This window comes from Ornithinimicrobium panacihumi (genome assembly GCF_052073805.1).
Classification (GTDB): domain Bacteria; phylum Actinomycetota; class Actinomycetes; order Actinomycetales; family Dermatophilaceae; genus Ornithinicoccus; species Ornithinicoccus panacihumi.
Window position 1 is genome coordinate 39,601 of the sequence record NZ_JBQGWG010000005.1, and the last position, 23,491, is coordinate 63,091.

24 protein-coding genes are annotated in these 23,491 nt (G+C 71.6%); 9 read left to right on the forward strand and 15 right to left on the reverse strand.

Going from position 1 to position 23,491, the window contains the following annotated elements; genetic code table 11:
- Nucleotides 1–7 precede the first annotated feature (7 nt).
- A complete protein-coding gene (gene fabG / locus ACTMMA_RS06895; RefSeq protein ID WP_441189502.1) occupies nucleotides 8–727 on the reverse strand; it encodes a 3-oxoacyl-ACP reductase FabG in 720 nt (239 codons plus the stop codon).
- Between the two features lie 43 nt (nucleotides 728–770).
- On the opposite strand from fabG, the gene ACTMMA_RS06900 reads away from it, so the two are divergent.
- Genes ACTMMA_RS06900 through ACTMMA_RS06915 form a run of 4 tightly spaced genes read left to right on the forward strand, consistent with a single transcriptional unit; the run spans nucleotide 771 to nucleotide 2,964 of the window.
- Nucleotides 771–1,184 carry a DUF3099 domain-containing protein gene (locus tag ACTMMA_RS06900; protein ID WP_441189374.1) on the forward strand — a complete coding sequence of 138 codons (414 nt, stop codon included), beginning with the start codon at nucleotides 771–773 and terminating at the stop codon, nucleotides 1,182–1,184.
- On the forward strand, nucleotides 1,181–1,402 hold the full coding sequence (locus ACTMMA_RS06905) for a hypothetical protein (protein ID WP_441189375.1): 222 nt from the start codon (nucleotides 1,181–1,183) through the stop codon (nucleotides 1,400–1,402). The genes ACTMMA_RS06900 and ACTMMA_RS06905 overlap by 4 nt, the downstream gene beginning before the upstream one ends.
- Nucleotides 1,403–2,197 carry an SURF1 family cytochrome oxidase biogenesis protein gene (locus tag ACTMMA_RS06910; RefSeq protein ID WP_441189376.1) on the forward strand — a complete coding sequence of 265 codons (795 nt, stop codon included), beginning with the start codon at nucleotides 1,403–1,405 and terminating at the stop codon, nucleotides 2,195–2,197.
- Nucleotides 2,197–2,964 (forward strand): SDR family oxidoreductase, encoded by a 768-nt coding sequence (locus ACTMMA_RS06915; RefSeq protein ID WP_441189377.1) that lies wholly within the window; start codon nucleotides 2,197–2,199, stop codon nucleotides 2,962–2,964. The genes ACTMMA_RS06910 and ACTMMA_RS06915 overlap by 1 nt, the downstream gene beginning before the upstream one ends.
- Here ACTMMA_RS06915 and ACTMMA_RS06920 read toward each other — a convergent pair.
- From ACTMMA_RS06920 to ACTMMA_RS06930, 3 genes are read right to left on the reverse strand one after another with little or no spacing between them, the layout of a single operon-like run.
- A complete protein-coding gene (locus ACTMMA_RS06920; protein WP_441189378.1) occupies nucleotides 2,910–3,524 on the reverse strand; it encodes a DinB family protein in 615 nt (204 codons plus the stop codon). The genes ACTMMA_RS06915 and ACTMMA_RS06920 overlap by 55 nt on opposite strands.
- Before the next feature lie 46 nt (nucleotides 3,525–3,570).
- The gene (locus ACTMMA_RS06925) at nucleotides 3,571–5,436 is read right to left on the reverse strand and encodes an ABC transporter ATP-binding protein (RefSeq protein ID WP_441189379.1); all 1,866 of its coding nucleotides are present in this window, start codon (nucleotides 5,434–5,436) and stop codon (nucleotides 3,571–3,573) included.
- A gap of 28 nt (nucleotides 5,437–5,464) precedes the next feature.
- The gene (locus ACTMMA_RS06930) at nucleotides 5,465–7,063 is read right to left on the reverse strand and encodes an ABC-F family ATP-binding cassette domain-containing protein (RefSeq protein ID WP_441189380.1); all 1,599 of its coding nucleotides are present in this window, start codon (nucleotides 7,061–7,063) and stop codon (nucleotides 5,465–5,467) included.
- 178 nt (nucleotides 7,064–7,241) lie between these two features.
- On the opposite strand from ACTMMA_RS06930, the gene ypfJ reads away from it, so the two are divergent.
- Together ypfJ and ACTMMA_RS06940 are read left to right on the forward strand one after the other, a co-directional pair.
- Complete coding sequence (gene ypfJ, locus ACTMMA_RS06935; protein ID WP_441189381.1) at nucleotides 7,242–8,120, forward strand: KPN_02809 family neutral zinc metallopeptidase; 879 nt, start codon at nucleotides 7,242–7,244, stop codon at nucleotides 8,118–8,120.
- Nucleotides 8,121–8,273: 153 nt separating this feature from the next.
- A complete protein-coding gene (locus tag ACTMMA_RS06940) occupies nucleotides 8,274–9,626 on the forward strand; it encodes a dicarboxylate/amino acid:cation symporter (protein ID WP_441189382.1) in 1,353 nt (450 codons plus the stop codon).
- 2 nt (nucleotides 9,627–9,628) lie between these two features.
- Here ACTMMA_RS06940 and ACTMMA_RS06945 read toward each other — a convergent pair whose 3' ends face one another.
- The 9 genes from ACTMMA_RS06945 to ACTMMA_RS06985 are packed head-to-tail and all read right to left on the reverse strand — an operon-like array spanning nucleotide 9,629 to nucleotide 17,116.
- Complete coding sequence (locus ACTMMA_RS06945; RefSeq protein ID WP_441189383.1) at nucleotides 9,629–10,348, reverse strand: acVLRF1 family peptidyl-tRNA hydrolase; 720 nt, start codon at nucleotides 10,346–10,348, stop codon at nucleotides 9,629–9,631.
- A 14-nt stretch (nucleotides 10,349–10,362) separates the two neighbouring features.
- Nucleotides 10,363–10,686, reverse strand: coding sequence for a metal-sulfur cluster assembly factor (locus tag ACTMMA_RS06950; RefSeq protein ID WP_441189384.1), 324 nt, complete (start codon nucleotides 10,684–10,686; stop codon nucleotides 10,363–10,365).
- 37 nt (nucleotides 10,687–10,723) lie between these two features.
- A complete protein-coding gene (sufU, locus tag ACTMMA_RS06955; protein WP_441189385.1) occupies nucleotides 10,724–11,203 on the reverse strand; it encodes a Fe-S cluster assembly sulfur transfer protein SufU in 480 nt (159 codons plus the stop codon).
- Entirely contained in the window at nucleotides 11,203–12,537 is a 1,335-nt protein-coding gene (locus ACTMMA_RS06960) for a SufS family cysteine desulfurase (protein ID WP_441189386.1), read from the reverse strand. Before ACTMMA_RS06960 ends, sufU begins: the two co-directional genes overlap by 1 nt.
- A 20-nt stretch (nucleotides 12,538–12,557) precedes the next feature.
- Nucleotides 12,558–13,316 (reverse strand): Fe-S cluster assembly ATPase SufC, encoded by a 759-nt coding sequence (gene sufC, locus ACTMMA_RS06965; RefSeq protein WP_441189387.1) that lies wholly within the window; start codon nucleotides 13,314–13,316, stop codon nucleotides 12,558–12,560.
- A gap of 38 nt (nucleotides 13,317–13,354) precedes the next feature.
- Complete coding sequence (locus tag ACTMMA_RS06970) at nucleotides 13,355–13,684, reverse strand: non-heme iron oxygenase ferredoxin subunit (protein ID WP_441189388.1); 330 nt, start codon at nucleotides 13,682–13,684, stop codon at nucleotides 13,355–13,357.
- Nucleotides 13,681–14,892, reverse strand: a complete 1,212-nt coding sequence (gene sufD / locus ACTMMA_RS06975) for a Fe-S cluster assembly protein SufD (protein WP_441189389.1) — start codon at nucleotides 14,890–14,892, stop codon at nucleotides 13,681–13,683. The genes ACTMMA_RS06970 and sufD overlap by 4 nt, the downstream gene beginning before the upstream one ends.
- A complete protein-coding gene (sufB, locus tag ACTMMA_RS06980) occupies nucleotides 14,892–16,313 on the reverse strand; it encodes a Fe-S cluster assembly protein SufB (protein WP_441189390.1) in 1,422 nt (473 codons plus the stop codon). Before sufB ends, sufD begins: the two co-directional genes overlap by 1 nt.
- The gene (locus ACTMMA_RS06985) at nucleotides 16,310–17,116 is read right to left on the reverse strand and encodes a helix-turn-helix transcriptional regulator (RefSeq protein ID WP_441189391.1); all 807 of its coding nucleotides are present in this window, start codon (nucleotides 17,114–17,116) and stop codon (nucleotides 16,310–16,312) included. The genes sufB and ACTMMA_RS06985 overlap by 4 nt, the downstream gene beginning before the upstream one ends.
- Before the next feature lie 109 nt (nucleotides 17,117–17,225).
- Here ACTMMA_RS06985 and ACTMMA_RS06990 point away from each other — a divergent pair, with 109 nt between their 5' ends.
- Complete coding sequence (locus tag ACTMMA_RS06990; protein WP_441189503.1) at nucleotides 17,226–17,918, forward strand: ABC transporter ATP-binding protein; 693 nt, start codon at nucleotides 17,226–17,228, stop codon at nucleotides 17,916–17,918.
- Entirely contained in the window at nucleotides 17,915–18,676 is a 762-nt protein-coding gene (locus ACTMMA_RS06995; RefSeq protein ID WP_441189392.1) for an ABC transporter permease, read from the forward strand. Before ACTMMA_RS06990 ends, ACTMMA_RS06995 begins: the two co-directional genes overlap by 4 nt.
- Nucleotides 18,677–18,949: 273 nt before the next feature.
- Here ACTMMA_RS06995 and ACTMMA_RS07000 read toward each other — a convergent pair whose 3' ends face one another.
- Together ACTMMA_RS07000 and ACTMMA_RS07005 are read right to left on the reverse strand one after the other, a co-directional pair.
- A complete protein-coding gene (locus ACTMMA_RS07000) occupies nucleotides 18,950–19,993 on the reverse strand; it encodes a COX15/CtaA family protein (protein WP_441189393.1) in 1,044 nt (347 codons plus the stop codon).
- A gap of 56 nt (nucleotides 19,994–20,049) precedes the next feature.
- Nucleotides 20,050–20,988, reverse strand: coding sequence for a heme o synthase (locus ACTMMA_RS07005; protein ID WP_441189394.1), 939 nt, complete (start codon nucleotides 20,986–20,988; stop codon nucleotides 20,050–20,052).
- A 136-nt stretch (nucleotides 20,989–21,124) separates the two neighbouring features.
- Between ACTMMA_RS07005 and tkt the strand changes: the two genes are divergently transcribed.
- On the forward strand, nucleotides 21,125–23,491 hold the full coding sequence (gene tkt, locus ACTMMA_RS07010; RefSeq protein ID WP_441189395.1) for a transketolase: 2,367 nt from the start codon (nucleotides 21,125–21,127) through the stop codon (nucleotides 23,489–23,491).

Genomic DNA, 23,491 nt, shown 5'->3' on the forward strand with positions numbered 1-23,491 from the left:
GGCCGGGTCAGTGACCCATGCCGAGGCCGCCGTCGACCGGGATCACGGCGCCGCTGATGTAGGCGGCGTCGGGTCCCGCCAGGAAGCGGACGGCTCCGGCGACCTCGTCGGGGCTGGCGAACCGCCCGGCGGGGATCCCGGCCAGATAGCTCTTGCGCAGGTCCTCCGAGAGCTGCTCGGTCATCTCGGTCTCGATGAAGCCCGGCGCGACGACATTGGCGGTGATGCCGCGGCCGCCCAGCTCGCGGGTGATCGAGCGGGCCAGGCCGACGAGCGCGGCCTTGGACGCGGCGTAGTTGGTCTGCCCCGGCGAGCCGTAGAGCCCCACGACCGAGGAGATGAGGATGATCCGCCCCGCGCGGGCCCGGATCATGCCCTTGGCGGCCCGCCGCGCACAGCGGAAGACGCCGGTGAGGTTGGTGTCGATGACGGCGTCGAAGTCCTCGTCGCTCATCCGCATCAGGAGGGTGTCCTTGGTGATCCCGGCGTTGGCCACGAGGACCTCGACGGGACGGCCCAGGAGCTCCTCGGCCTCGGTGAAGGCGCGGTCGACCGAGTCGGTGTCGGTGACGTCGCAGATCACGCCCCGCAGGCCCTCGGGCGGGGTGCCGCTGCGGTGGGTGATGACCACGTCGTGGCCGGCCTCGACGAGGTTTGTGGCGATGGCCAGGCCGATGCCGCGGTTTCCCCCGGTGACCAGGACCGCCTTGGGCTGCTCAGGTGTCATGGTGGTGTCGCTCACGCGAACACCGTAGTCGTATCGTGGAGCGGTGCCCACCCACCCAGCGCGTCCGGACCCGGCGCGTCGTGCACCTCAGGGGGTCACGACGGCACCGCGGTCCCGTGATGCCGACCGCCGCAAGCGGATGAAGGTCTACGTGATCGCGATGGCGATCCGGACCGTCTCCTTCCCGCTGGCCGTGTGGGCCTTCCTCTCCGACCAGGTCGTGCTGGGCTTCGTGCTGATGCTCGCCGCCGTGCTCATCCCGTCGGTGGCCGTGGGGCTGGCCAACGCCGTCGACCACCGCGGCGAGTCCACCCTCGAGCGCCCCGTCTCCCCCGTCCAGGGCCTCGGCGCGGGCGAGGCCCGGACGCCCGAGGCGGACACGCACGTCGCCGAGGGGCACGTCGTCGAGGGAGTCGTCGTGGCGTCCCGCGTGGTGCTCCCGAAGAAGGCCTCATGACCAGCCCCGCCGAGCAGCTCCAGTGCAGCGCCAAGGGCTGCCGGGCCGACGCCACGGACGCCGTCGTGTGGCGCAACCCCCGGCTGCACGCGGAAGGCCGCCGCAAGGTCTGGCTGGCCTGCCCCGACCACCGCGACCACCTGCGCGACTTCGTCCAGCTGCGCGGCTTCCTCATCGAGGTCGTCGGCGTGGGCGAGCTGACGGAGGCGGACGGCTAGGTGTTCTCCGTCCTGCGCCGCCCCCGCTGGCTCCTCTACCTCGTGCTCGCCGTGGTCTTCGGCATCGTCGCGACCCTCCTGGGCCTGTGGCAGTGGACCCGCCACGAGGAGAAGGTGGAGCGCCGCGAGGTCGTCGAGGCCAACTACTTCGGCGACCCGGTTCCCCTCGAGGACGTCCTCGCCGGCCCCGAGGACACGCTCGGCACCGAGCGCCAGTGGACCCGGGTCAGCGCCACCGGCACCTATGCGCCGCAGGACCAGCTCCTCGTCCGCAACCGTCCGCACCAGGGTGTCTTCGGGTATGAGGTGCTCGTGCCCCTCCACCTGCCCGACGGGTCGGTGCTGACCGTGGACCGGGGCTGGGTGCGCAACGCCGAGGACGCCGCGACCCTGCCGGACGTGCCGCCCGCCCCGGAGGGGGAGATCACCGTCACCGGGTGGCTGCGCCCCTCCGAGCGCGACCTGGGCCGCGACCTGCCCGAGGGTCAGCTGGCCTCCATCGACCTGCCCCGCGTCGCGTCGGCGATCGGGGCCGACGTGCACCGGGCCTTCCTCGTGCTCGAGACCGAGGATCCCGCGGCCGAGCGCCCTGCAGCCCTGGAGCCCCCCGACACCGGGCTGGGCTCGCACTTCGCCTACGCCATCCAGTGGTGGCTGACCGTGCCGGTCGGCCTCATCCTGGTCCTGGTCATGGCCCGCCAGACCGCGCGCGACGAAGACGACGCGACCGGGGGGAAGGCAGCCAGGCCCCCGAGACCGAAGAAGACCCGCATCTGGGACGAGGAGGACTACTGATGGATCTTGGACTTGCCGGACGGTGCTACGTGGTGACCGGGGCCTCGCGCGGCCTGGGCTACGCCACCGCCGAGCACCTCGTCGCCGACGGCGCCGATGTCGTGGTCGCCTCCCGCTCCCAGGCCTCGGTCGAGGAGTCCGCGGCCACCCTGACCGCCAACGGCACCGGCCACGCGGTCGGCGTCGCGGCCGACCTGGCCGAGGAGGACAGTGCCGAGCGGCTGCTCGATGCGGCCGCCGAGCAGTTCGGACGCCTCGACGGCGTCGTCATCTCCGTGGGAGGCCCGCCCGGGTCCTCGGCCACCGACGCCACCGACGAGCAGTGGCGCGCGGCCTTCGAGAGCGTCTTCCTCGGCGCCGTGCGGCTGGCCCGCACCGCCCTGGAGCGCGCCGAGGCCCCCATCTCGGTGACCTTCGTGCTCAGCACCTCGGTCCGCTCCCCCATCGCCGGACTGGGCATCTCCAACGGTCTGCGGCCTGGGCTGGCGATGGTCGCCAAGACCCTGGCCGACGAGCACGGCCCACGGGGCCACCGCGTCAACGTCGTCCTGCCGGGACGGATCGACACCGACCGCATCAAGGAGCTGGAGTCCGGCGCCTCCGACCCGGCGGCGGTCCGGGAGAAGGCCATCGCGGGCATCCCGCTGGGGCGCTACGGGCAGCCCGAGGAGTTCGGCGCGGTCACGGCCTTCGTCGCCTCGCCGATGGCGTCCTACGTGAGCGGCTCGGTCATCACGGTCGACGGAGGCGCCACCCGGTCCTTGTGAGCCCAGAGGTCCCGCAGCAGCGCGACCTCGGCCAGGTGGTGGATCGCCTCCCGGTTGATGTGCAGCACCAGGGTGAGCATCGGCTCGGCGGCCCACGGCCCCTCCGCCTCCCCGACCGGCCGGAGGAGGTCCTTCTCGGTGAGGGCGAGCACCCCGGCAGACCACGCCGCATAACCCTCGTCCAGCTGCCGCAGCGCCTCCTCGGCGCTGCCCGCGTAGTCCCACGTCGGATAGTCGGCGACCGGGCCGCCGAAGTGGGAGTGGTTGCGGGCGCCGAAGACCCCGACGATGACGTGGGCGAGCCGCCAGGCGATGGTCGTGAACGGCGCGGGCGTGGGCTCGGGGAAGCCGTAGTCGCACACCCACTCCCCCTCACCGACCCGGTGGTTGGCGCTCGGGGGCGAGGGCTCCTCGCGCCGGCGCAGGCTCCAGGCGCCGGGGGCCGGCTCCCAGAGATATTCGTCGTCGGTCAGGCCGTCCATGCGGGGCCGGGCCTGGCCCCGCCAGTGCCAGTCCAGCTGCTCGTGGAGGCGTCGCACCAGGTCCATGTCCGTGCTCATGGGCCCAGCCTCCCACCGCCGGCGGACAGGTGGTGTCCTCGAGGACCTAGTCGCGGAACTGCGTGTCGTGCAGCGCCTTGTAGAGCCCGCCGGCCGCCAGCAGCTCCTCGTGGGTCCCACGCTGCACCACGCGCCCACGGTCGAGCACGAGGATGAGATCGGCGTCGCGCACGGTCGAGAGGCGGTGGGCGATGACGATGGAGGTCCGGCCCGACAGCGCCTCGTCCAGGGCCCGCTGGACGGCCGCCTCGGACTCACTGTCCAGGTGGGCGGTGGCCTCGTCCAGGACGACGACGGCGGGCGACTTCAGCAGCAGGCGGGCGATCGCCAGGCGCTGCTTCTCCCCGCCGGAGAGCCGATGGCCCCGGTCCCCCACGACCGTCTCGAGACCGTCCGGCAGGCGCCGCACGAGCTCGGCGATCCGTGCACCCTCCAGGGCGCTCCAGATCTGCTCCTCGGACGCGTCGGGACGGGCGTAGAGCAGGTTGGCGCGCACCGTGTCGTTGAACATGTGCGCCTCCTGCGTCACCACCCCCACGGTGTCGCGCAGCGAGTCGAGCGATGCCTCCCGCAGGTCGACCCCACCGATCCGGACGGTGCCGGCGGTCGGGTCGTAGAGCCGCGCGACCAGCGTCGTCAGGGTCGTCTTGCCGGCGCCCGAGGGCCCGACGAGGGCGACCATCGAGCCGGCCGGGATGTCTACGTCGACCCCCGAGACGACCTCGTGGCCGTCGAGGGTCTCCCCGTTGGTCCGCTGGTCCAGGGAGGCGATGCTCACGTCCTCGGCGCTCGGGTAGGCGAAGGACACCCCGTCCAGCTCCACGCCCACGGCTCCGGAGGGTATGGAGATCGGCCGCTCGGCCTCCCTCACCAACGGGCGCAGGTCGAGCACCTCGAAGAGCCGCTCGAAGGAGACGAGGGCGGTCATGATGTCGACCCGGACGTTGGACAGCGCGGTCAGCGGGGCGTAGAGCCGGGCGAGCAGCGCCGCCATCGCGACCAGGGTCCCGACCGTCAGGTGCCCGGCGACGGCCATCAGGCCGCCGACGCCGTAGACCAGGGCGGTGGCCAGGGCCGCGACCAGGCCGAGCCCGGCCAGGAAGATCACCCTGTTGACCGCGATGGCGACGCCGGCGTCGCGCACCCCGCGGGCGGAGACCGCATACTCCTCGTCCTCCTGGGCCGGGCGCCCGAAGAGGCGCACGAGCAGGGCCCCGCCGACGTTGAAGCGCTCGGTCATCCGGGTCTGCATCGCCGCGTTGAGGTTCATCTGCTCCCGCGTGAGGGCGGAGAGGCGCGGGCCCATGAGCCGGGCCGGGACCAGGAAGAGGGGCAGGAGCAGCAGCGCCAGGGCGGTGATCTGCCAGCTCATGGAGAAGAGCGCCACCAGGATGAGCACGATCTGCACGACATTGCTGACCAGCCCGGACAGGACCGAGGTGAAGGCGGCCTGGGCGCCGATGACGTCGTTGTTGAGCCGGCTGACCAGGGCGCCGGTCTGGGCACGGGTGAAGAAGGCGATCGGCTGGCGCAGCACGTGCCCGAAGACCTCGCGGCGCAGGTTGAGGATGAGGCCCTCACCGATCCGGGAACTGACCCAGCGGATCAGCACGGTGAGGACGGTGTCGGCCACGGCCAGCACCGCCACGACGATCCCGAGGCGGACCACGACCTCGCGCACCTGCGGGACGACGCCGTCGTCGATGATCCGCTGCAGCAGCAGCGGGACGACGGTCACGACCAGGCCGGAGAGCACCGCCAGCAGCAGATAGACGGCCATGTCCCTGACGAACGGGCGGCCGTAGCCCAGCACGCGCCGGGCCGTCTGCCGGCCGACCCTGTGCGAGCGGACGCTGGGGTCCTTGGCGAAGCTGCGGATCGAGCTGCCCCTCATCGCGCCGTGCATGCTCATCCAGCCAGCTCCTCTCCGGTCGGCGCCGTCACGCCAGGGCGATCAGGTCCTCGTAGTCACGACCCCACAGGTCCTCGACCCCGTCGGGGAGCAGGAGCACCCGCTCCGGCTCCAGGGCCCGCACGGCCCCCTCGTCGTGGCTGACGAGGACGACCGCACCCTCGTAGGAGCGCAGCGCGGCCAGGATCTCTTCCCGGGAGGCCGGGTCCAGGTTGTTGGTGGGCTCGTCCAGCAGCAGCACGTTGGCGGCCGAGACGACCAGCGTGGCCAACGCCAGCCGGGTCTTCTCGCCGCCGGAGAGCACGCCGGCCGGCTTGTCCACGTCGTCGCCGGAGAAGAGGAAGGAGCCCAGCACCTTGCGGGTCTCGGTCTCGTCCAGGTCGGGCGCCGCGGACTTCATGTTCTCCAGGACGGTGCGGTCCACGTCGAGCGTCTCGTGCTCCTGGGCGTAGTAGCCCAGCTTGAGCCCGTGGCCCGGCACGACCTCCCCGGTGTCCGGCTCGTCGATCCCGGCCAGCAGGCGCAGCAGGGTGGTCTTGCCGGCGCCGTTGAGGCCCAGCACGACGACCTTGGAGCCCTTGTCGATGGCCAGGTCCACGTCGGTGAAGATCTCCAGCGACCCGTAGGAGCGCGAGAGCCCCTCGGCCATGAGCGGCGTCTTCCCGCACGGGGCCGGCGTCGGGAAGCGCAGCTTGGCCACCCGGTCCACGACCCGCTCACCCTCGAGCCCGGCCAGCATCCGCTCGGCCCGGCGGGCCATGTTCTGCGCGGCCACCGCCTTGGTGGCCTTGGCCCGCATCTTGTCGGCCTGGGACAGCAGCGCCGCGGCCTTCTTCTCGGTGTTGGCGCGCTCCCGCCTGCGGCGCCGCTCGTCCGCCTCGCGCTGGGCCAGGTAGTTCTTCCAGCCCATGTTGTAGACGTCCAGGACCTGCCGGTTGGCGTCCAGGTAGAAGACCTTGTTGACGACCGTCTCGACCAGGTCGACGTCGTGGGAGATCACCAGCAGCCCACCGGAGTAGGCCTTGAGGTGGTCGCGGAGCCAGACGACGGAGTCCGCGTCCAGGTGGTTGGTCGGCTCGTCCAGCAGCAGCGTCTGGGCGCCGGAGAAGAGGATGCGCGCCAGCTCGATCCGGCGCCGCTGCCCTCCGGAGAGGGTATGCAGCTCCTGCGCCAGCACGCGCTCGGGCAGGCCGAGGGAGCCGGCGATCGAGGCCGCCTCGGACTCCGCCGCATACCCGCCCCGGCTGATGAACTCGGTCTCCAGGCGGCCGTAGCGCTTCATGGCTCGGTCCCGGACCTCGCCCTCGCCGGTGGCCATGACCTCCTCGGCGTCGCGCATCCCGCGGATGACCTCGTCCAGCCCGCGGGCCGACAGGATCCGGTCGCGGCCGAGCACGTGCAGGTCGCCGGTGCGTGGGTCCTGGGGCAGGTAGCCGACCTCGCCGACCCGGGTGATGGTGCCGTCCGCAGGCTCCCCGGCCCCGGCCAGGACCTTGGTCAGCGTCGTCTTGCCGGCCCCGTTGCGGCCGACCAGACCGACGCGGTCGCCGGCGGCCACGCGGAAGGTCACGTCGTCCATGAGGAGTCGGGACCCGACGCGGATCTCGACACCGGTGGCGGTGATCATGCCGGTCTCCTCGCAGGCGTGCCGCAGCGCGGGGGGCTGCGGTGGGTCGGGGTGGTCAGCTCGGGCTCACGGCGCGCCGGGGGCGCCCGGGGAATGCGCACGTGGGAGCAGGTCATTAGTCTACGTGCTAGAGCCAGGTCGTCCGACCGGCCGCGAAGCGCAAGGCAGAGGTGCACGCATGACCTTCAGGGAGAACGCCAACATCAGCACGGGCAGGGCTCGGCGCGGTGGCGGCGGTGGCGGCATGGCCGTCGGAGGTGGGCTCGGCGCGCTGCTGCTCGCGCTCGTGGTGATGCTGCTCGGCGGCGACCCGGGTGCGATCCTGGGCGGCGGCGGGGGCCAGGCCCCCAGCCAGGGTCAGTACGAAGACCTCGACGAGTGCAAGACCGGTGCCGATGCCAACGAGAACGTCGACTGCCGCATCCAGGCCACGATGCTCTCGCTCGAGGACTACTGGACCCAGGTGCTCCCCGACGCCCAGCCGACTACCGCAACCATCTTCACCGGCGCCGTCAACACCGGTTGCGGCCAGGCCAGCAGCCAGGTCGGCCCGTTCTACTGCCCGGTCGACGAGGGCATCTACCTCGACTCCGCCTTCTTCGACCAGCTGGAGGGCCAGCTGGGCGCCAAGGGCGGCAACTTCGGCGAGATGTACGTCCTGGCCCACGAGTACGGCCACCACATCCAGAACTACACCGGCGCGCTGAAGGCCTCCCAGCAGGGCGGGACCGGCCCCGAGTCCAACGCGGTCCGCGTCGAGCTCCAGGCCGACTGCTTCGCCGGCGCGTGGGCCGGCAACGCCGCCAAGACCAAGGACTCCGAGGGCGGCGCCCTCCTGGAGAAGCTGACCCGTGAGGACATCGAGTCGGCCCTGTCGGCGGCGTCCTCGGTCGGCGACGACTCCATCCAGGAGAAGATGACCGGCCAGGTGCAGCCGCACAAGTGGACCCACGGCTCCTCCGAGCAGCGCATGGGCTGGTTCATGAAGGGCTACGAGACCGGCGACCCCCGCCAGTGCGACGTCCTGCGCGCCAACAGCGTCGAGGACTACAACTGACGGCGTCCATCACGCCTTCGACGTGACCGGCCGGGTGCACCGCACCCGGCCGGTCCGCCTTTCCAGCGGGCAACAGATGATCTGGCATAACGTGTGGTGCAGATCACCATAAGTGGGCGGAATGCTCGACGCAGCACCCCCGTTGCCGCCCTCGTGCTGAACAGACTCTCCCTCCCCCGCATCTCCTTCGGGAACCAGGTCCTCATCGGTCTGGCCCTCGGCGTCGTCCTGGGCCTGGTCGCCCGGAGCACCGGGGCCTCGGCCGACAACCCCACCTGGCTCTCGGAGACCTTGAGGATCATCGGATCCTCTTTCGTCACCCTGCTGCGAGCCATCGTCCCGCCGCTGGTCTTCCTGGCGATCGTGTCCTCGATCGCCAACCTGCGCGAGGTCTCCAACGCGGCCCGCCTGGCGTGGAACACCTTGCTCTGGTTCGCCATCACGGCCCTCGTCTCGGTGTCCATCGGCATCGTCACCGCGATGATCGTCGACCCCGCCCGCGGGGCCGGCGTCACGGCCGCCGACGCCGCCGCACCCAGCCGCACCGGTGGCTGGCTCGACTTCCTGGTCGGCATCATCCCCACCAACGTGCTGGGCCTCAGTGCCCGCGGCGGGGAGGACGGCGAGGTCTCGTTGTCCTTCAACGTCCTGCAGATCCTGGTCCTGGCGATCGCCGTCGGCATCGCCGTGGTCAAGACCGGCAAGGAGGCCGAGCCCTTCCTCGCCTTCACCCGCTCCGCCCTGGCCGTCGTCCAGAAGGTGCTGTGGTGGATCATCCTCCTGGCGCCCATCGCCACCGTCGGGCTGCTGGGCAACGCGATCGTCGCCTACGGGTGGGAGACGATCGGCTCCCTGGGACGCTTCACGCTGGCCGTCTACGTCGGGCTGCTGATCGTGGTCGGCGTCCTCTACCCCGCCCTCCTGCGGATGCACGGCCTGTCGATCAGGCAGTTCTTCTCCGGGGTGTGGCCGGCGATGCAGCTCGGCTTCGTCTCCCGCTCCTCGATCGGCACCCTGCCCGTCACCCAGTCCGTGACCGAGAAGAACCTCGGCGTGCCCCGTGCCTACGCCTCCTTCGCGGTCCCGCTGGGGTCGACGACCAAGATGGACGGCTGCGCCGCGATCTACCCCGCCGTCGCCGCGATCTTCGTGGCCGAGTTCTTCGGCATGAGCCTGGGGCTGACCGACTACCTGCTCATCGCCTTCGTCGCGGTGATCGGCTCGGCCGCCACCGCGGGCGTGACCGGCGCGACCGTCATGCTCACCCTGACCCTGTCCACCCTGGGGCTCCCGCTGGAGGGCGTCGGTCTCCTGCTGGCCGTCGACCCGATCCTGGACATGGGGCGCACCGCGACCAATGTCACCGGTCAGGCGCTGGTCCCCACCATCGTGGCCAAGCGCCAGGGGATCCTGGACGAGGAGGCCTACAACTCCCCCCGCCGCGGCACCCCGTGGCGCGCGGAGGAGACCAGCCGCGACGGCGAGCTCGCGGCCAGCACCTCCTGAGCTCAGCCCGCGGGTCCTCGTCCACCGGCGTTGTGGACGAGGACCCGCACGGCCAGCGCCCGGCGGATCGCGTCGTCCAGGACCGTCCGCCTCGGGTCGGCGAGATCCCACAGCTCGCGACGCGGTATGCGGTGCAGCCGCTGGAGCGGGCCCCTCGCCAGCTCTTCGGCCACCTCGTGCGCGAGGGTCCGGTCGCCGCCGAGGACGAGCGCGCCGACCTCACCCACGGCGCTCTCCCCCGCCTCCAGCACACGGGCGGCATGCCCGACCACCGCCTCGACCAGCGCGTCGGCCTGGTTGGCCCGCCGTCGGGCGAAGCGCTGCTGGCTCCATCCCCCTGCCGCCGTCCGGGACTGCACGTGGCGGGTGCCGACCTTGTGGCTGATGAGTTCGCCCGAGGGCGAGGTGACGGCCACCGCATACCCTCCGCGCCGGACCAGCACCACGAGAAGGGGACCTGGCGGCGCCACCCAGCCGCCCGCGGGGTCGAACTCCCCCACGGTGCTCCCCCAGCCCTCGAGCCTGGCCCACGACCCGTCGGCAGCCGTCCCCACCCAGCACTCGCCCGCGTAGGCCCCTTCTTCCCCGACCGGCGACACACTCTGCTGCCCACCGGCGACACGGTCTGCTCGCCAGATGACCTCCCCGTGGGAGGCGGAAAAGCGCTCGACCCACCCGGGAAGTCGCGCGGGGGCGACCTCGACCGGGCGGGTCGGGCTCATGGGTGAGGACTCGGTCAGACGTTGAAGCCGAGGGCGCGCAGCTGCTCGCGGCCGTCCTCGGTGATCTTGTCCGGGCCCCACGGCGGCATCCAGACCCAGTTGATCCGGTGGCTGGAGACCATGCCCTCCAGGCTCTGGGCGACCTGGTCCTCGATGACGTCGGTCAGCGGGCAGGCTGCCGAGGTGAGGGTCATGTCGATGACGGCGTGCGAGGCGGCGTCCACGGTCACGCCGTAGACGAGGCCGAGGTCGACGACGTTGATGCCGAGCTCGGGGTCGACCACGTCACGCAGCGCCTCCTCGACGTCCGCGACGTTGGGCGGGGTGGTCTGGGTCATCTTTCCTCCAGGTGGAGCGGGTGGGGCGGTCAGGGTTTCAGGTGGTGGGGCCGGCGGCGTCGTCGCTGACGGCGGAGATGTCGACGCCGGCCCGGGCCAGGGCGTCCAGGTAGGCGGTCCAGCCCAGCAGGGCGCACTTGACGCGGGCGGGATACTTCGCGACGCCGGCGAAGGCGACGGCGTCGCCGATCTGCTCGGGGTCGCCGGGATCGGCGCCCTTGCTGGTCAGCATGGCCCGCACGGCACGGTAGGTCTCGAGCGTCTCGCCGACCGGCCGGCCGACGGACTCCTCGGCCAGGACCGAGGCCGAGGCGATCGAGATCGAGCAGCCGAGGGAGTCGTAGGACAGGTCGGTCAGCACCGGCCCGGCCTCCCCCTCGGCGAGGTGGACGCGCAGGCTGATCTCGTCGCCGCAGGTCGGGTTGACGTGGTTGACCTCGGCGTCGTAGGGCTCGCGCAGACCGGCGTGCTGCGGCGCCTTGGCGTGGTCGAGGATGAGCTGCTGGTAGAGGTCCATCAGCCGGCCACCCCGAAGACGTCGGGCACGCGGTCCAGCGCCGTGGCGAAGGCGTCGATCTCCTCCGGCGTGGTGTAGACGCCGAAGCTGGCGCGCGTGGTGGCCGCCAGCCGCAACCGCCGGTGCAGCGGCCAGGCGCAGTGGTGCCCGGTGCGCACCGCGATCCCGGAGTCGTCGAGGATCTGCCCCACGTCGTGCGGGTGCACCCCCTCGACGGTGAACGACACCGCGCCCACGCGGTCGGCGGGCTCGGCGGGGCCGATCACCTGGACCCAGGGTCGCTCCGCGAGGACCTGGAGGGTATGCCGCATGAGCGCCTGGTCGTGCGCGTGCACCCGGTCCAGACCCAGCTCGGTCAGGTAGTCCAGGGCTGCTGCCAGGCCCACGGCCTGGGCGGCCATGGGGACGCCGGCCTCGAACTTCTGGGGCGGCGGCGCCCAGGTCGAGCCCTCCATCCGGACGATCTCGATCATCGAGCCGCCGGTGAGGAAGGGCGGCATCGCCTCGAGCAGGCCGCGACGGGCCCACAGCACGCCGATGCCCGAGGGGCCCAGCGTCTTGTGCCCGGTGAAGACCAGTGCGTCCACGCCGGAGTCGGGGGCGGTCAGGGCCGAGATGTCCAGGTGCGGGGCCGACTGGCAGGCGTCGACGAAGACCAGGGCTCCGGCCGCGCGGGCCGCCGCGACCACCGGCTCCAGGTCCACCAGCGTGCCGAGCACGTTGGAGACGTGGGTGACCGAGACGACCTTGGTCCGCTCGCCGATGACCTCGGCCGGGTCGGTCAGGTAGCCGTCGTCGGTGACCCCGATCCACCGCAGGGTCGCGCCGGTGCGGCGGCACACCTCCTGCCACGGGACCAGGTTGGCGTGGTGCTCCATCTCGGTCACCACGACCTCATCCCCGGGGCCCAGCCGGAGCCGGTCGGCCCACTCCTGCGGAGCGCCGTCCAGAGCACCCGGCGCGGCGGCGTTGGAGAAGGCGTAGGCCAGCAGGTTCAGGCCCTCGGTGCCGTTCTTGGTGAAGACGATCTCACCGGACTGCGCCCCCAGGAAGCGCGCGACGGTCTCGCGGGCACCCTCGAACGCCTCGGTGGCCTCCTCGGCCAGCTGGTGCGCGCCGCGGTGGACCGCGGCGTTGTGGCGCTCGTAGAACTCCCGCTCGGCGTCGAGGACGACCCGGGGCTTCTGGGAGGTGGCGCCGCTGTCCAGGTAGACGAGGGGCCGGCCCTCACGCACGGTCCGGGAGAGCAGGGGGAAGTCGCCGCGCACGGCGGCGAGCTCCTCCCCGGTGAGGCCCTCGGCCGGGACAGAGGCGTGGAGCCGGCCCATCGTCATACCGTGTGCTTCCTCTTCTCTCAGACCGCAGAGGTGAGGAAGCGGTCGTAGCCCTCCGCCTCCAGGCGCTCGGCCAGGTCGGCGCCGCCGGACTCGGCCACGCGACCGCCCACGAAGACGTGCACGTGGTCGGGCTTGATGTAGCGCAGGATGCGGGTGTAGTGGGTGATGAGCATGACGCCCAGGCCGGTGTTCTCCTTGACGCGGTTGACGCCCTCGGAGACGACCTTGAGGGCGTCGACGTCCAGGCCGGAGTCGGTCTCGTCCAGGATGGCGATCTTGGGCTGGAGCAGTTCCATCTGGAGGATCTCGTGGCGCTTCTTCTCACCGCCGGAGAAGCCCTCGTTGACGTTGCGCTCGGCGAAGGAGGAGTCCATCCGCAGCGCCTCCATCGCGGTCTTGACGTCCTTGACCCAGTGGCGCAGCTTGGGGGCCTCCCCGTCGATGGCGGTCTTGGCGGTGCGCAGGAAGTTGGACACGGTCACGCCCGGAACCTCGATGGGGTACTGCATGGCCAGGAACAGGCCGGCGTGGGCGCGCTCGTCCACGGCCATGTCCAGGACGTTCTCGCCGTCCAGCAGGACCTCGCCGCCGGTGACGACGTACTTGGGGTGGCCGGCGACCGCGTAGGCCAGGGTGGACTTGCCCGAGCCGTTGGGGCCCATGATGGCGTGGGTCTCGCCGGAGTTGACGGTCAGGTCGACGCCGCGAAGGATCTCCTTCTCACCGGCCTCGGTCTCGACGCTGACCTGCAGGTTGCGGATCTCCAGGGTGGTCATGTGGGTGTTCTCCTCGATGGGTATGCGGTAGCGCCGGGTCAGTCGGCGAGGGTCAGGTAGACGGACCCGTCGGTCTCGTCGATGGTGAGGGTGTGGACGGCCACCGGCGCGGTGGCGGGCAGCTGCTTGGGGATCCCGGTGCTCATCTCGAACTGGGAGCCGTGCAGCCAGCACTCGATCCGGTCGCCCTCGATCTCCCCCTCGGCCAACGAGACGTTGGCGTGGGTGCAGGTGTCGTCGAAGGCGTGGAGGCGTCCGGAGGACTCGCGGGCGATGGTCACCCGGCGACCCTCGATGTCGGCCACGACCGCCCCGGCAGGGCCGGGGAGCTCGTCGACCGAGCAGATGCGGACGGGGCTGGTGCTCATGCGTCCTGCTGCTCCAGGGTGAGCTCGAGCTCGGCCTCGATGGCGGCCATCAGCATCTCCTGGACCTCCGGCACGCCGATCTTGGCGATGATGTCGGCGAAGAAGCCGCGCACCACGAGCTTGCGGGCGCTCTCCTCGTCGACGCCGCGGGACATCAGGTAGAAGAGCTGCTCGTCGTCGAAGCGACCGGTGGAGCTGGCGTGGCCGGCGCCGGCGATGTCGCCGGTCTCGATCTCCAGGTTGGGCACCGAGTCGGCGCGGGCGCCGTCGGTGAGGACCAGGTTGCGGTTCAGCTCGTAGGTCTCGATGCCCTCGGCCTCCTTGCGGATGAGGACGTCGCCGACCCAGACCGTGCGGGCGGTGTCGCCCTGCAGCGCACCCTTGTAGGTGACCAGCGACTCGCAGCGCGGCGCGTTGTGGTCCACGAAGGAGCGGTGCTCGAAGTGCTGGCCCGCGTCGGCGAAGTAGACGCCCAGCAGGGTGGCGTCGCCGCCGGGGCCGGCGTAGCGCACGTTGGAGTTCATCCGCACGATGCCGCCACCGAGGGTGACCGCGATGTGCTTGTAGGTCGCGTCGCGACCCACGAGCGCCTCGTGCTGGCCCAGGTGCACCGCGTCGTCGTCCCAGCGCTGCAGGCTGACGACCGTCAGGTCCGCGCCGTCGCCGACGATGACCTCCAGGTTGCCGGTGTGGTCGGCCGAGCCGACGTGGTCGAGGATGTAGACCGCCTTGGAGTGGGCGCCGGCCTCGATCACGTAGTGGGCGTTGGAGCGGCGACCGGCGCCACGGCCGGTGACGGTCTCGCGCAGCGGCTGGTCGAACTCCGCCTCGGCCGGGATCTGCACGTGCAGGGCCTGCTCGGTGTTCTTGCTCGCCACGACCGCGCCGCGGTCCTCGGGCACCAGCACGGTGCCGCGCGGGGCCTGGCCGGGGGCCAGGGTCGAGATGGTCACACCCTCGGGGACGTCCACGGCGAAGTCGGCCGCATAGTCCTCGCCACGGTCGTCGGTCGGCGCGTCGGAGAAGACGTTGCCGAGCCGGTCGACCGGGGTGAAGCGCCACTCCTCCTCACGACCGGTCGGGACCTCGAAGGTCTCGACGTCGAAGGAGCGGTGGCGTGCCGCGCGCGACTCGTCAGGTATGCGGTGGTCGCCCCCGATCTGGGCCTGGGGATCCTGGTGGGTCTTCTCGTCGATCAGAAGCGACATCAGCCGACGGCTCCTTCCATCTGCAGCTCGATGAGGCGGTTCAGCTCGAGGGCGTACTCCATGGGCAGCTCGCGCGCGATGGGCTCGACGAACCCGCGCACGATCATCGCCATGGCCTCGGTCTCGGACAGGCCTCGGGACATGAGGTAGAACATCTGGTCCTCGGACACCTTGGAGACCGTGGCCTCGTGGCCCATCTGGACGTCGTCCTCGCGGACGTCGACGTAGGGATAGGTGTCGGACCGGGAGATCTGGTCGACCAGGAGCGCGTCGCAGACCACCGAGGACTTGCTGTGGCTGGCGCCCTCGAGGATCTGGACGAGGCCGCGGTAGGACGAACGCCCACCGCCGCGGGCCACCGACTTGCTCACGATGGTCGAGGAGGTGTGCGGCGCGGCGTGCACCATCTTGGAGCCGGCGTCCTGGTGCTGGCCCTCGCCGGCGAAGGCGACGGACAGGGTCTCGCCCTTGGCATGCTCGCCCAGGAGGAAGACAGCGGGATACTTCATCGTCACCTTGGAGCCGATGTTGCCGTCGATCCACTCCATGGTCGCGCCCTCGGCGCAGGTCGCGCGCTTGGTGACCAGGTTGTAGACGTTGTTGGACCAGTTCTGGATCGTCGTGTAGCGGACGCGGGCGTCCTTCTTGACGATGATCTCGACGACGGCGCTGTGCAGGCTGTCGGTCTTGTAGATCGGGGCGGTGCAGCCCTCGACGTAGTGCACGTAGGAGCCTTCGTCGGCGATGATCAGCGTCCGCTCGAACTGGCCCATGTTCTCGGTGTTGATCCGGAAGTAGGCCTGCAGCGGGATCTCCACCTTGACGCCCTTGGGGACGTAGATGAAGGAGCCGCCGGACCAGACCGCGGTGTTCAGCGCGGAGAACTTGTTGTCGCCGGAGGGGATGACCGAGCCGAAGTACTCCTTGAAGAGCTCCTCGTGCTCGCGCAGGCCGGTGTCGGTGTCGACGAAGATGACGCCCTGCTCCTCCAGGTCCTCGCGGATCTGGTGGTAGACGACCTCGGACTCGTACTGCGCCGCGACACCCGCCACGAGGCGCTGCTTCTCGGCCTCCGGGATGCCCAGGCGGTCGTAGGTGTTCTTGATGTCCTCGGGCAGGTCTTCCCAGCTGGTGGCCTGCTTCTCGGTGGACTTCACGAAGTACTTGATGTTGTCGAAGTCGATGTCCGACAGGTCGGCGCCCCAGTGCGGCATGGGCTTCTTGTCGAACAGGCGGAGCGCCTTGAGCCGCTGCTCCAGCATCCAAGCCGGCTCGTCCTTCTTGCCGGAGATGTCGCGCACGACGGCCTCGCTCAGACCACGCTGGGCCGAGGCACCGGCGGTGTCGGTGTCGTGCCAGCCGTACTCGTAGCGACCCAGGTCCTTCAACCCTGGGTTCAGCTCCTCAATGTTGGTGCTCATCGCGTTGACCTCTCGTCGTCGGCGGGGTGGTCGGTCGGGTGGGTGTCTTCTCGGGATATGACGTAGGGGCGCGCCTTGGCTCGCTCCTCGTCCGTCGGCGGCCCGGTGCCCAGGACGCCGGTCGGGACGAAGGTGGTGCACACGTGCTCGCCGCCGGCCAGGGTGGCCAGCCGCTGCACGTGCACGCCGAGGATCCGGGAGATCGCCTCGGTCTCCGCGTCGCAGAAGTCGCGGAACTCGGTGGCCACCGAACGGACCGGGCAGTGGCCCTGGCACAGCTGGATGCCGGCCAGGCCGGTGCCCTGTCCGACCGGACGGGCCGTGGCAGCATAGCCCTCCCGGGAGAGGGCCACGGCCAGCGCCTTGGTGCGCGCCCCGAGATCGTCCGGTGCGGCGCCCTGCTGCTCCAGCTGGGCCTGCACCGTCGCCTGCAGGCGCTCGGCGAGCTCGTCGATCTGCTGGGCCGCGAAGGTCGTCACGGCGCCCTCCCCGGCCCGGTCGGCCAGGAAGTGCAGGGCCGCAGTCGCGACGTCGTCGTAGTCGCTGCGGAACTGGTCCTGGCCCAGCGGGGTCAGGACGTAGGACCGGGCCGGACGGCCGCGGCCGCGTCGACCCGGGAGGGGGCCCTCGTGCTCGGCGATCAGCTGCGCCTCGACCAGGGCGTCCAGATGGCGGCGCACGGCCGCCGGGGTCAGCCCCAGCTCCTTGGCCAGGGCGCTGGCGGTCACCGGCCCCTGCTCCCCCACGGCGAGGCGGACGCGGTCCCTGGTGCGGGACTCGGCGTGCTCCTCGGCAAAATTCACCAGATCATTGTGACCTATTTGGCAGGGCAGGTCCAACATAGGTGAGCCTCACCTGTAAGCCCCTCTAGACTCCACCCTCGTGACTCCCCCAGCGCAGCCCGCCCTGATCATGCGCGACGTCCGCCGCAGCTTCGGCCGGACCGTCGCCCTCGACGGGCTCACCTGGGGGGCCAGGCCCGGTGAGGTCACCTGCGTCCTCGGCCCGAACGGGGCCGGCAAGACCACCGCCGTCGAGATCGCCACCGGCCTGCAGCGTCCGGACGGCGGGACCGTCCAGGTGCTGGGGACGGCCCCGTGGGGCGCCGACGCGGGTCACCGGGCCCGGGTCGGGGTCATGCTCCAGGACGGCGGGCTCCCCCAGTCGGTGCGCCCGGTGGCTCTCCTGCGTCATCTGGCCCGGCTCTGGCAGGATCCTGCCGACGTCGACGCCCTCGCGGCCCGGCTCGGCATCGACGCCTACGCGACCACCCCCGTCCGCCGCCTCTCCGGGGGCCAGCGTCAACGGGTCGCCCTGGCCGCCGCCCTGATCGGACGTCCGGAGGTCGCCTTCCTCGACGAGCCGACGGCAGGCCTGGACCCGCACGCCCGCCGCGAGGTGCACGCGATCATCCGCGAGACCGCCGACGCGGGCACCGCGACCGTGGTGACCACCCACTCCTTCGAGGAGGCCGAGCGTCTCGCCGACCGGATCGTCGTCATCGTCGCCGGCCGGGCGGTCGCCGACGGCACCCTGGCCGAGGTCGCCGGTGCCCGCGGGCTCGAGGAGACCTACTTCGCCCTCACCGATGGAGAGTCCCGATGAGCGCCCCCGCACGTCCCGCCTCGCGCATCCTGGCCCAGGCCCGCTTCGAGGCGGCCGGGCTGCTCCGCCACGGCGAGCAGCTCACGGTCTCGATGGTGCTGCCGCTCCTGGCGCTCGTGGCCCTGGCCCTCCTGCCCTATCCCGATCTGGCCGTGGGCGAGTTCGCCGACGCCCGGAGGATCGACGTCCTCGCCCCCGGCGTGATCGCCCTGTGCGTGATGTCGACGGCCTTCACCGGGCAGGCGATCCTGCTCGCGTTCGAGCGCCGGTGGGGCGTGCTGCGTCTGCTGGGCACCACGCCCCTGGGACGGGGCGGCCTGCTGGCGGCCAAGGCGCTCTCGGTGCTGGTCGTCGTGGCCGTGCAGCTCGTGGTGATCGGCGGCGTCGCGCTGGCGCTGGGCTGGCGGCCCTCCCTCACGGGTCTGCTCCCCGCGCTGATCGCCGTGGTCCTGGGTGTGATCACCTTCGCCGCGCTGGCGGCGTGCGTCGGCGGCTACCTGCGCGCGGAGGCGACCCTGGCCGTGGCCAATCTCGTCTGGGTGCTCCTGGCGGCCGGCGGTGGCGTGCTCCTCCCGGCCCAGGCCTTCCCCGACCCTGTGGGCACGCTCGTGTCCCTGCTGCCCTCGGCCGCCCTGGGGGACGTGCTCCGCACCGCGCTCGTCCACGGCACCGTGGCCTGGGGTCCGCTCGGACTGCTGACGGTATGGGGTGCTCTCTCCGCAGCCCTCGCCCGTCGCCTCCTGCGCTGGTCCGACTGAGAGCTGCGGTTGACCGGCGACACGCTCTGCCCCCACCGGCGACACGGTCTGCCCCCCACCGGCGACACGGTCTGCTCTCCACCGGCGACACGGGGCCGCGCGGATCTCGATGGGCCCCTGAGGCCCAGACGAGGGGGAACCGCATACCGGCGCCGCCGAAGGCCTGAACCCCACCGGACGTCGGATGGGACGTGCGATGGGGCCTGGCAGGGGGCAGAGGCGAACGTGGTCGACCCTCGGCTCAGCAGGCCGGGCCGGGTCACGGCCAGCAGGTCAGGCCGGGGTAAGACGCGGGTCCTCCGCCCCTGGCCGCCCCGGGGCGAGCGGCTCCCCCTCCACCCGCGACACCGCGAACGAGCGCTCGACCACCGTGGCCACGACCGCCACCAGGACGGCCGCGCCCACCAGGTGGAGGGTCACGGCGGCTACCGGGACACCGTTGAAGAACTGGTAGTAGCCGATCAGGCCCTGGACGATCAGCACCGCGCCGAGCAGGGCGAAGGCGCGCCGCAGCGTGGCGGGCCAGCCGTCCTTGGCCCCCAGCACGAGCCCCCCGACGACGGCGGCCAGCAGCAGGTAGGCGGGGGTGGTGTGGAAGCGGGTGATCCAGTAGGGGTCGAAGGCGTGCCTGGCCACCTCTCCGCTGTCCCCCGCGTGCGGTCCGGTCCCGGTGACCAGGGTGCCGACGTACACGACGAGGAAGCCCAGGATCCCGACCAGGACCGCCAGGATCCGCAGGTGCTGGCCGGCTCTGCCGACGACCTGACCAGGACGCTCGGCGGCCGCCACGGCCGGGAGCGAGAGCCGCCGGACGCGCAGCACCATCACCATGGCCAGCGCGATCATGATCGCGGAGATGACGAAGTGGATGCCGACCACCCACGGGTTGAGCCCGGTGAGCACGGTGATGCCACCGACACCCGCCTGGAGCACGACGCCGATGCCCACGGTCAGGCTGAGCCAGAACAGGTCCGGGTGCTGCCGGCGCATGCGCACCACGGCGACGAACGCCAGCAGGGCAATGAGGCCGACCAGGCCGGTCAGCGTGCGGTTGCCGAACTCGATGGCGCCGTTGATGCCCATCTCCGGGGTCGCGGTCCAGGAGTCCGCCGTGCACCGTGGCCAGGTCGGGCAGCCCAGCCCGGATCCGGTGAGCCGGACCAGGCCGCCGGTGAGGATGAGGAGGCAGTTGACGACCACGTTGGCCCAGGCCGTGGCGCGGACCCAGCCGTCGGGCTCGGTGCGGGCCAGGGGCGCGAGCCGCTCCCGGACCGTCGTCCACAGGCCTGCGCGCTCCTCCGACGTGGTCTGGGTCATCGGGAACACCTCTCGGGCATCGGAGTGGACGGGCGACGTGGATCAGGCGACGTGGATCAGAACGGCAGGGCGAAGAAGAGCAGCGGGTCGACCGCGACCCCCAGGAAGAGCAGCGTGAGATAGCTGATCGAGTAGTGGAACAGGCGCATTGCCCCCAGCGCCTTGCCCTGGACGCCGGCCTTGGCCCGCGAGTGCAGGCGGTGCGCCTCGACGATGAACAGCGCCCCGGAGATCACCGCGGTCACCGTGTAGACCCAGCCCATCGGGGCCACCGGGATCAGGGCGAGGGAGACCAGGACGGTGACCCAGGAGTAGATGACGATCTGCCGGCCGACGGCGACGTCCTCGGCGACCACGGGGAGCATCGGCACGCCCGCGTTGGCGTAGTCGTCGCGGAAGCGCATGGACAGCGGCCAGTAGTGCGGGGGCGTCCAGAAGAAGACCACCAGGAAGAGGATCACCGCGGCCCAGGACATGGAGTTGGTGACCGCCGACCAGCCGATGAGGACCGGCATGCAGCCGGCGAGCCCGCCCCAGACGATGTTCTGCGCGGTGCGGCGCTTGAGGATGATCGTGTAGAAGACGACATAGAGCAGGATCGCGCCCAGCGCCAGCCAGGCCGAGAGCCAGTTGACCAGCAGCCCCAGCCACAGCACGGACGCGACGCCGAGCACGAGGCCGAAGACGACCGCGCTGCGCGGCGAGACGGTGCCCGTCACCAGCGGCCGGTTGGACGTGCGGTTCATGTGCGCGTCGATGTCGCGGTCGAGATAGCAATTCAGGACGTTGGCCGACGCGGCGGCCAGGGAGCCGCCGACGAGCGTCGCCACGATGAGCCAGACCGAGGGGATGCCCCGCTCGGCCAGGAACATCACCGGGAAGGTGGTCACCAGCAGCAGCTCGATGATGCGCGGCTTCATCAGCGAGACGTAGTCGGCGACCACGTCCCGCCAGCCGCGCACTGCGGTCTCGGGCTGAGGGTCGAGCGTGGTCACGGCGTCCTTAGGGTCACGATCGGCAGGGACGGCCCCCTCCGCGACGGCGGTCCGGGGGCTGTTGAGGTCTTCGTCGATGGTACTCCGTCGACCCGTCCCGGCAGACACCCCCTGAGTGCGGGGGTAGGGTCGGACCATGCCCTTCCGGTCCCTGCGGACCGGTCGTCCAGGTGCCCGTCCACGTACACCTCAGGAGTCTTTCGTGACCGAGAACGCCCCGTCCTACACCGCCGGCCGAGACGAGCAGCTGTCCCGGCCCGTCGCCGACACGGTGGGGTGGACCGACGCCGACGTGCGCGCCGTCGACACCGTGCGCATCCTGGCCGCCGACGCGGTCGAGCACTGCGGCAGCGGCCACCCGGGCACGGCGATGAGCCTGGCCCCGCTGGCCTACCTGCTCTACCAGAACGTCATGCGGCACGACCCGAGCGACCCGCACTGGCTGGGCCGTGACCGCTTCGTCCTCTCGGCCGGGCACTCCAGCCTGACGCAGTACATCCAGCTCTACCTGTCCGGCTACGGCCTGGAGATGGAGGACCTGAAGGCGCTGCGCACCTGGGGCAGCCTGACCCCGGGCCACCCGGAGGTGCACCACACCGACGGCGTCGAGATCACCACCGGTCCCCTCGGCTCCGGCATGGCCAGCGCCGTCGGGTTCGCGATGGCCCAGCGCCGTCAGCGGGGGCTGCTGGACCCGGACGCCGCGCCGGGCGAGTCCCCCTTCGACCACCACGTCTGGGTGATCGCCTCCGACGGAGACCTCATGGAGGGCGTCAGCTCCGAGGCGAGCTCGCTGGCGGGCCACCAGGAGCTGGGCAACCTCACCGTCGTCTACGACCAGAACTTCATCTCCATCGAGGACGACACCGACATCTCCTTCAGCGAGGACGTGGCCAAGCGCTACGAGGCCTACGGCTGGGACGTGGTGACCGTCGACTGGCGGGGCAGCACCGGCGAGAGCGGCGAGGCCGCCGAGGACCGGGTCGACGAGAAGCGCTCCGGCGCCTACGTCGAGGACGTCGACGCGCTCTACTCCGCCCTGGAGGGCTCGCGCGGCGGTGACCGTCCCACCCTCGTCATCCTCCGCACGATCATCGCCTGGCCGGCGCCCGAGGCCCAGGACACCGGCGCCTCGCACGGCTCGGCCCTGGGCGCCGACGAGGTCGCCGCCACCAAGAAGGTCCTCGGCTTCGACCCCGAGGTCCACTTCCCCGAGGAGGCCGAGGTCCTGGCCCACGCCCGGGGCGTGGTCGAGCGGGGCAAGGAGGCGCACGCGTCCTGGCAGCAGGGCTACGACGCCTGGCGCGAGGCCAACCCGGAGGGGGCCGCCCTGCTGGACCGGCTCCAGGACCAGAAGCTGCCCAGCGACCTCGACGCGGCGATCCCCACCTTCGAGGCCGACGAGAAGGGTATGGCCACGCGCAAGGCCTCCGGCGAGGTCCTCACCGCCCTGGCCCCCGTCATGCCCGAGCTGTGGGGCGGCTCTGCCGACCTGGCCGGGTCCAACAACACCACGATGAAGGACCAGCCCAGCTTCGTCCCCGAGGGCAAGTCCACCGAGATGTTCCCCGGGCACCGCTACGGCCGGACGCTGCACTTCGGCATCCGCGAGCACGCGATGGGGATGATCCTCAACGGGATCGCGCTAGAGGGCCTGACCCGCCCCTACGGCGGGACCTTCCTGGTCTTCTCCGACTACATGCGCCCGGCGGTCCGGCTCGCCTGCATCCAGCAGCTGCCGGTGGTCTACGTGTGGACCCACGACAGCATCGGCCTGGGCGAGGACGGTCCGACCCACCAGCCGATCGAGCACCTCGCGGCGCTGCGGGCGATCCCCGGCCTGGACGTGGTGCGGCCGGCCGACGCCAACGAGACGGCCGTGGCCTGGCGCACCATCCTGGAGACGGTCGACCACCCCAGCGCGCTGGCCCTGACCCGCCAGAACGTTCCCACCTTCGAGCGGGGCGAGGGCGCGATGTCCTCGGCCGACGGCACGGCCAAGGGCGGCTACGTCCTGGCCGAGGCGGAGGGGGGCGACCCGCAGGTCATCCTCATCGGCACCGGCTCGGAGGTCCAGTTCGCCGTCCAGGCCCGGGAGACCCTCCAGGCCGAGGGCATCCCCACCCGCGTCGTGTCGATGCCGTGCCGCGAGTGGTTCGACGCGCAGGACTCCACCTACCAGGAGGAGGTCCTCCCCCGCGCCGTCCGCGCCCGTGTCAGCGTCGAGGCCGGGATCGCGATGGGCTGGCGCGAGCTGGTCGGCGACGCCGGCCGCATGGTCAGCCTGGAGCACTTCGGCGCCTCCGCCGACTACGAGCGTCTCTACGCCGAGTTCGGCATCACCGCCGAGGCCGTCGTCTCCGCCGCCCGGGAGTCCCTCGAGGCCGCCCGGGGCGACGCGGCCCCCGCTGAGGGCCAGCCGGAGGAGCCGGAGGGCGAGGAGAGCACCCTGGGTGACGCCGGCGAGGGCGGCACCCGTTCGACCGACGAGACCCAGAAGTGA

What these genes read in the sequence shown, in the direction of transcription:
- sufC (WP_441189387.1), bottom strand. Translation starts at nt 13,316, where the DNA reads ATGACCACCCTGGAGATCCGCAACCTGCAGGTCAGCGTCGAGACCGAG.
- sufD (WP_441189389.1), bottom strand. Translation starts at nt 14,892, where the DNA reads ATGTCGCTTCTGATCGACGAGAAGACCCACCAGGATCCCCAGGCCCAG.
- sufU (WP_441189385.1), bottom strand. Translation starts at nt 11,203, where the DNA reads ATGGACCTCTACCAGCAGCTCATCCTCGACCACGCCAAGGCGCCGCAG.
- fabG (WP_441189502.1), bottom strand. Translation starts at nt 727, where the DNA reads ATGACACCTGAGCAGCCCAAGGCGGTCCTGGTCACCGGGGGAAACCGC.
- ACTMMA_RS06995 (WP_441189392.1), top strand. Translation starts at nt 17,915, where the DNA reads ATGAGCGCCCCCGCACGTCCCGCCTCGCGCATCCTGGCCCAGGCCCGC.
- tkt (WP_441189395.1), top strand. Translation starts at nt 21,125, where the DNA reads ATGCCCTTCCGGTCCCTGCGGACCGGTCGTCCAGGTGCCCGTCCACGT.
- ACTMMA_RS06905 (WP_441189375.1), top strand. Translation starts at nt 1,181, where the DNA reads ATGACCAGCCCCGCCGAGCAGCTCCAGTGCAGCGCCAAGGGCTGCCGG.
- ypfJ (WP_441189381.1), top strand. Translation starts at nt 7,242, where the DNA reads ATGACCTTCAGGGAGAACGCCAACATCAGCACGGGCAGGGCTCGGCGC.
- ACTMMA_RS06915 (WP_441189377.1), top strand. Translation starts at nt 2,197, where the DNA reads ATGGATCTTGGACTTGCCGGACGGTGCTACGTGGTGACCGGGGCCTCG.
- sufB (WP_441189390.1), bottom strand. Translation starts at nt 16,313, where the DNA reads ATGAGCACCAACATTGAGGAGCTGAACCCAGGGTTGAAGGACCTGGGT.
- ACTMMA_RS06930 (WP_441189380.1), bottom strand. Translation starts at nt 7,063, where the DNA reads ATGATCACCGCCACCGGTGTCGAGATCCGCGTCGGGTCCCGACTCCTC.
- ACTMMA_RS06925 (WP_441189379.1), bottom strand. Translation starts at nt 5,436, where the DNA reads ATGAGCATGCACGGCGCGATGAGGGGCAGCTCGATCCGCAGCTTCGCC.
- ACTMMA_RS06960 (WP_441189386.1), bottom strand. Translation starts at nt 12,537, where the DNA reads ATGACGATGGGCCGGCTCCACGCCTCTGTCCCGGCCGAGGGCCTCACC.
- ACTMMA_RS06970 (WP_441189388.1), bottom strand. Translation starts at nt 13,684, where the DNA reads ATGAGCACCAGCCCCGTCCGCATCTGCTCGGTCGACGAGCTCCCCGGC.
- ACTMMA_RS06920 (WP_441189378.1), bottom strand. Translation starts at nt 3,524, where the DNA reads ATGAGCACGGACATGGACCTGGTGCGACGCCTCCACGAGCAGCTGGAC.
- ACTMMA_RS06990 (WP_441189503.1), top strand. Translation starts at nt 17,226, where the DNA reads ATGCGCGACGTCCGCCGCAGCTTCGGCCGGACCGTCGCCCTCGACGGG.
- ACTMMA_RS06945 (WP_441189383.1), bottom strand. Translation starts at nt 10,348, where the DNA reads ATGAGCCCGACCCGCCCGGTCGAGGTCGCCCCCGCGCGACTTCCCGGG.
- ACTMMA_RS06950 (WP_441189384.1), bottom strand. Translation starts at nt 10,686, where the DNA reads ATGACCCAGACCACCCCGCCCAACGTCGCGGACGTCGAGGAGGCGCTG.
- ACTMMA_RS07000 (WP_441189393.1), bottom strand. Translation starts at nt 19,993, where the DNA reads ATGACCCAGACCACGTCGGAGGAGCGCGCAGGCCTGTGGACGACGGTC.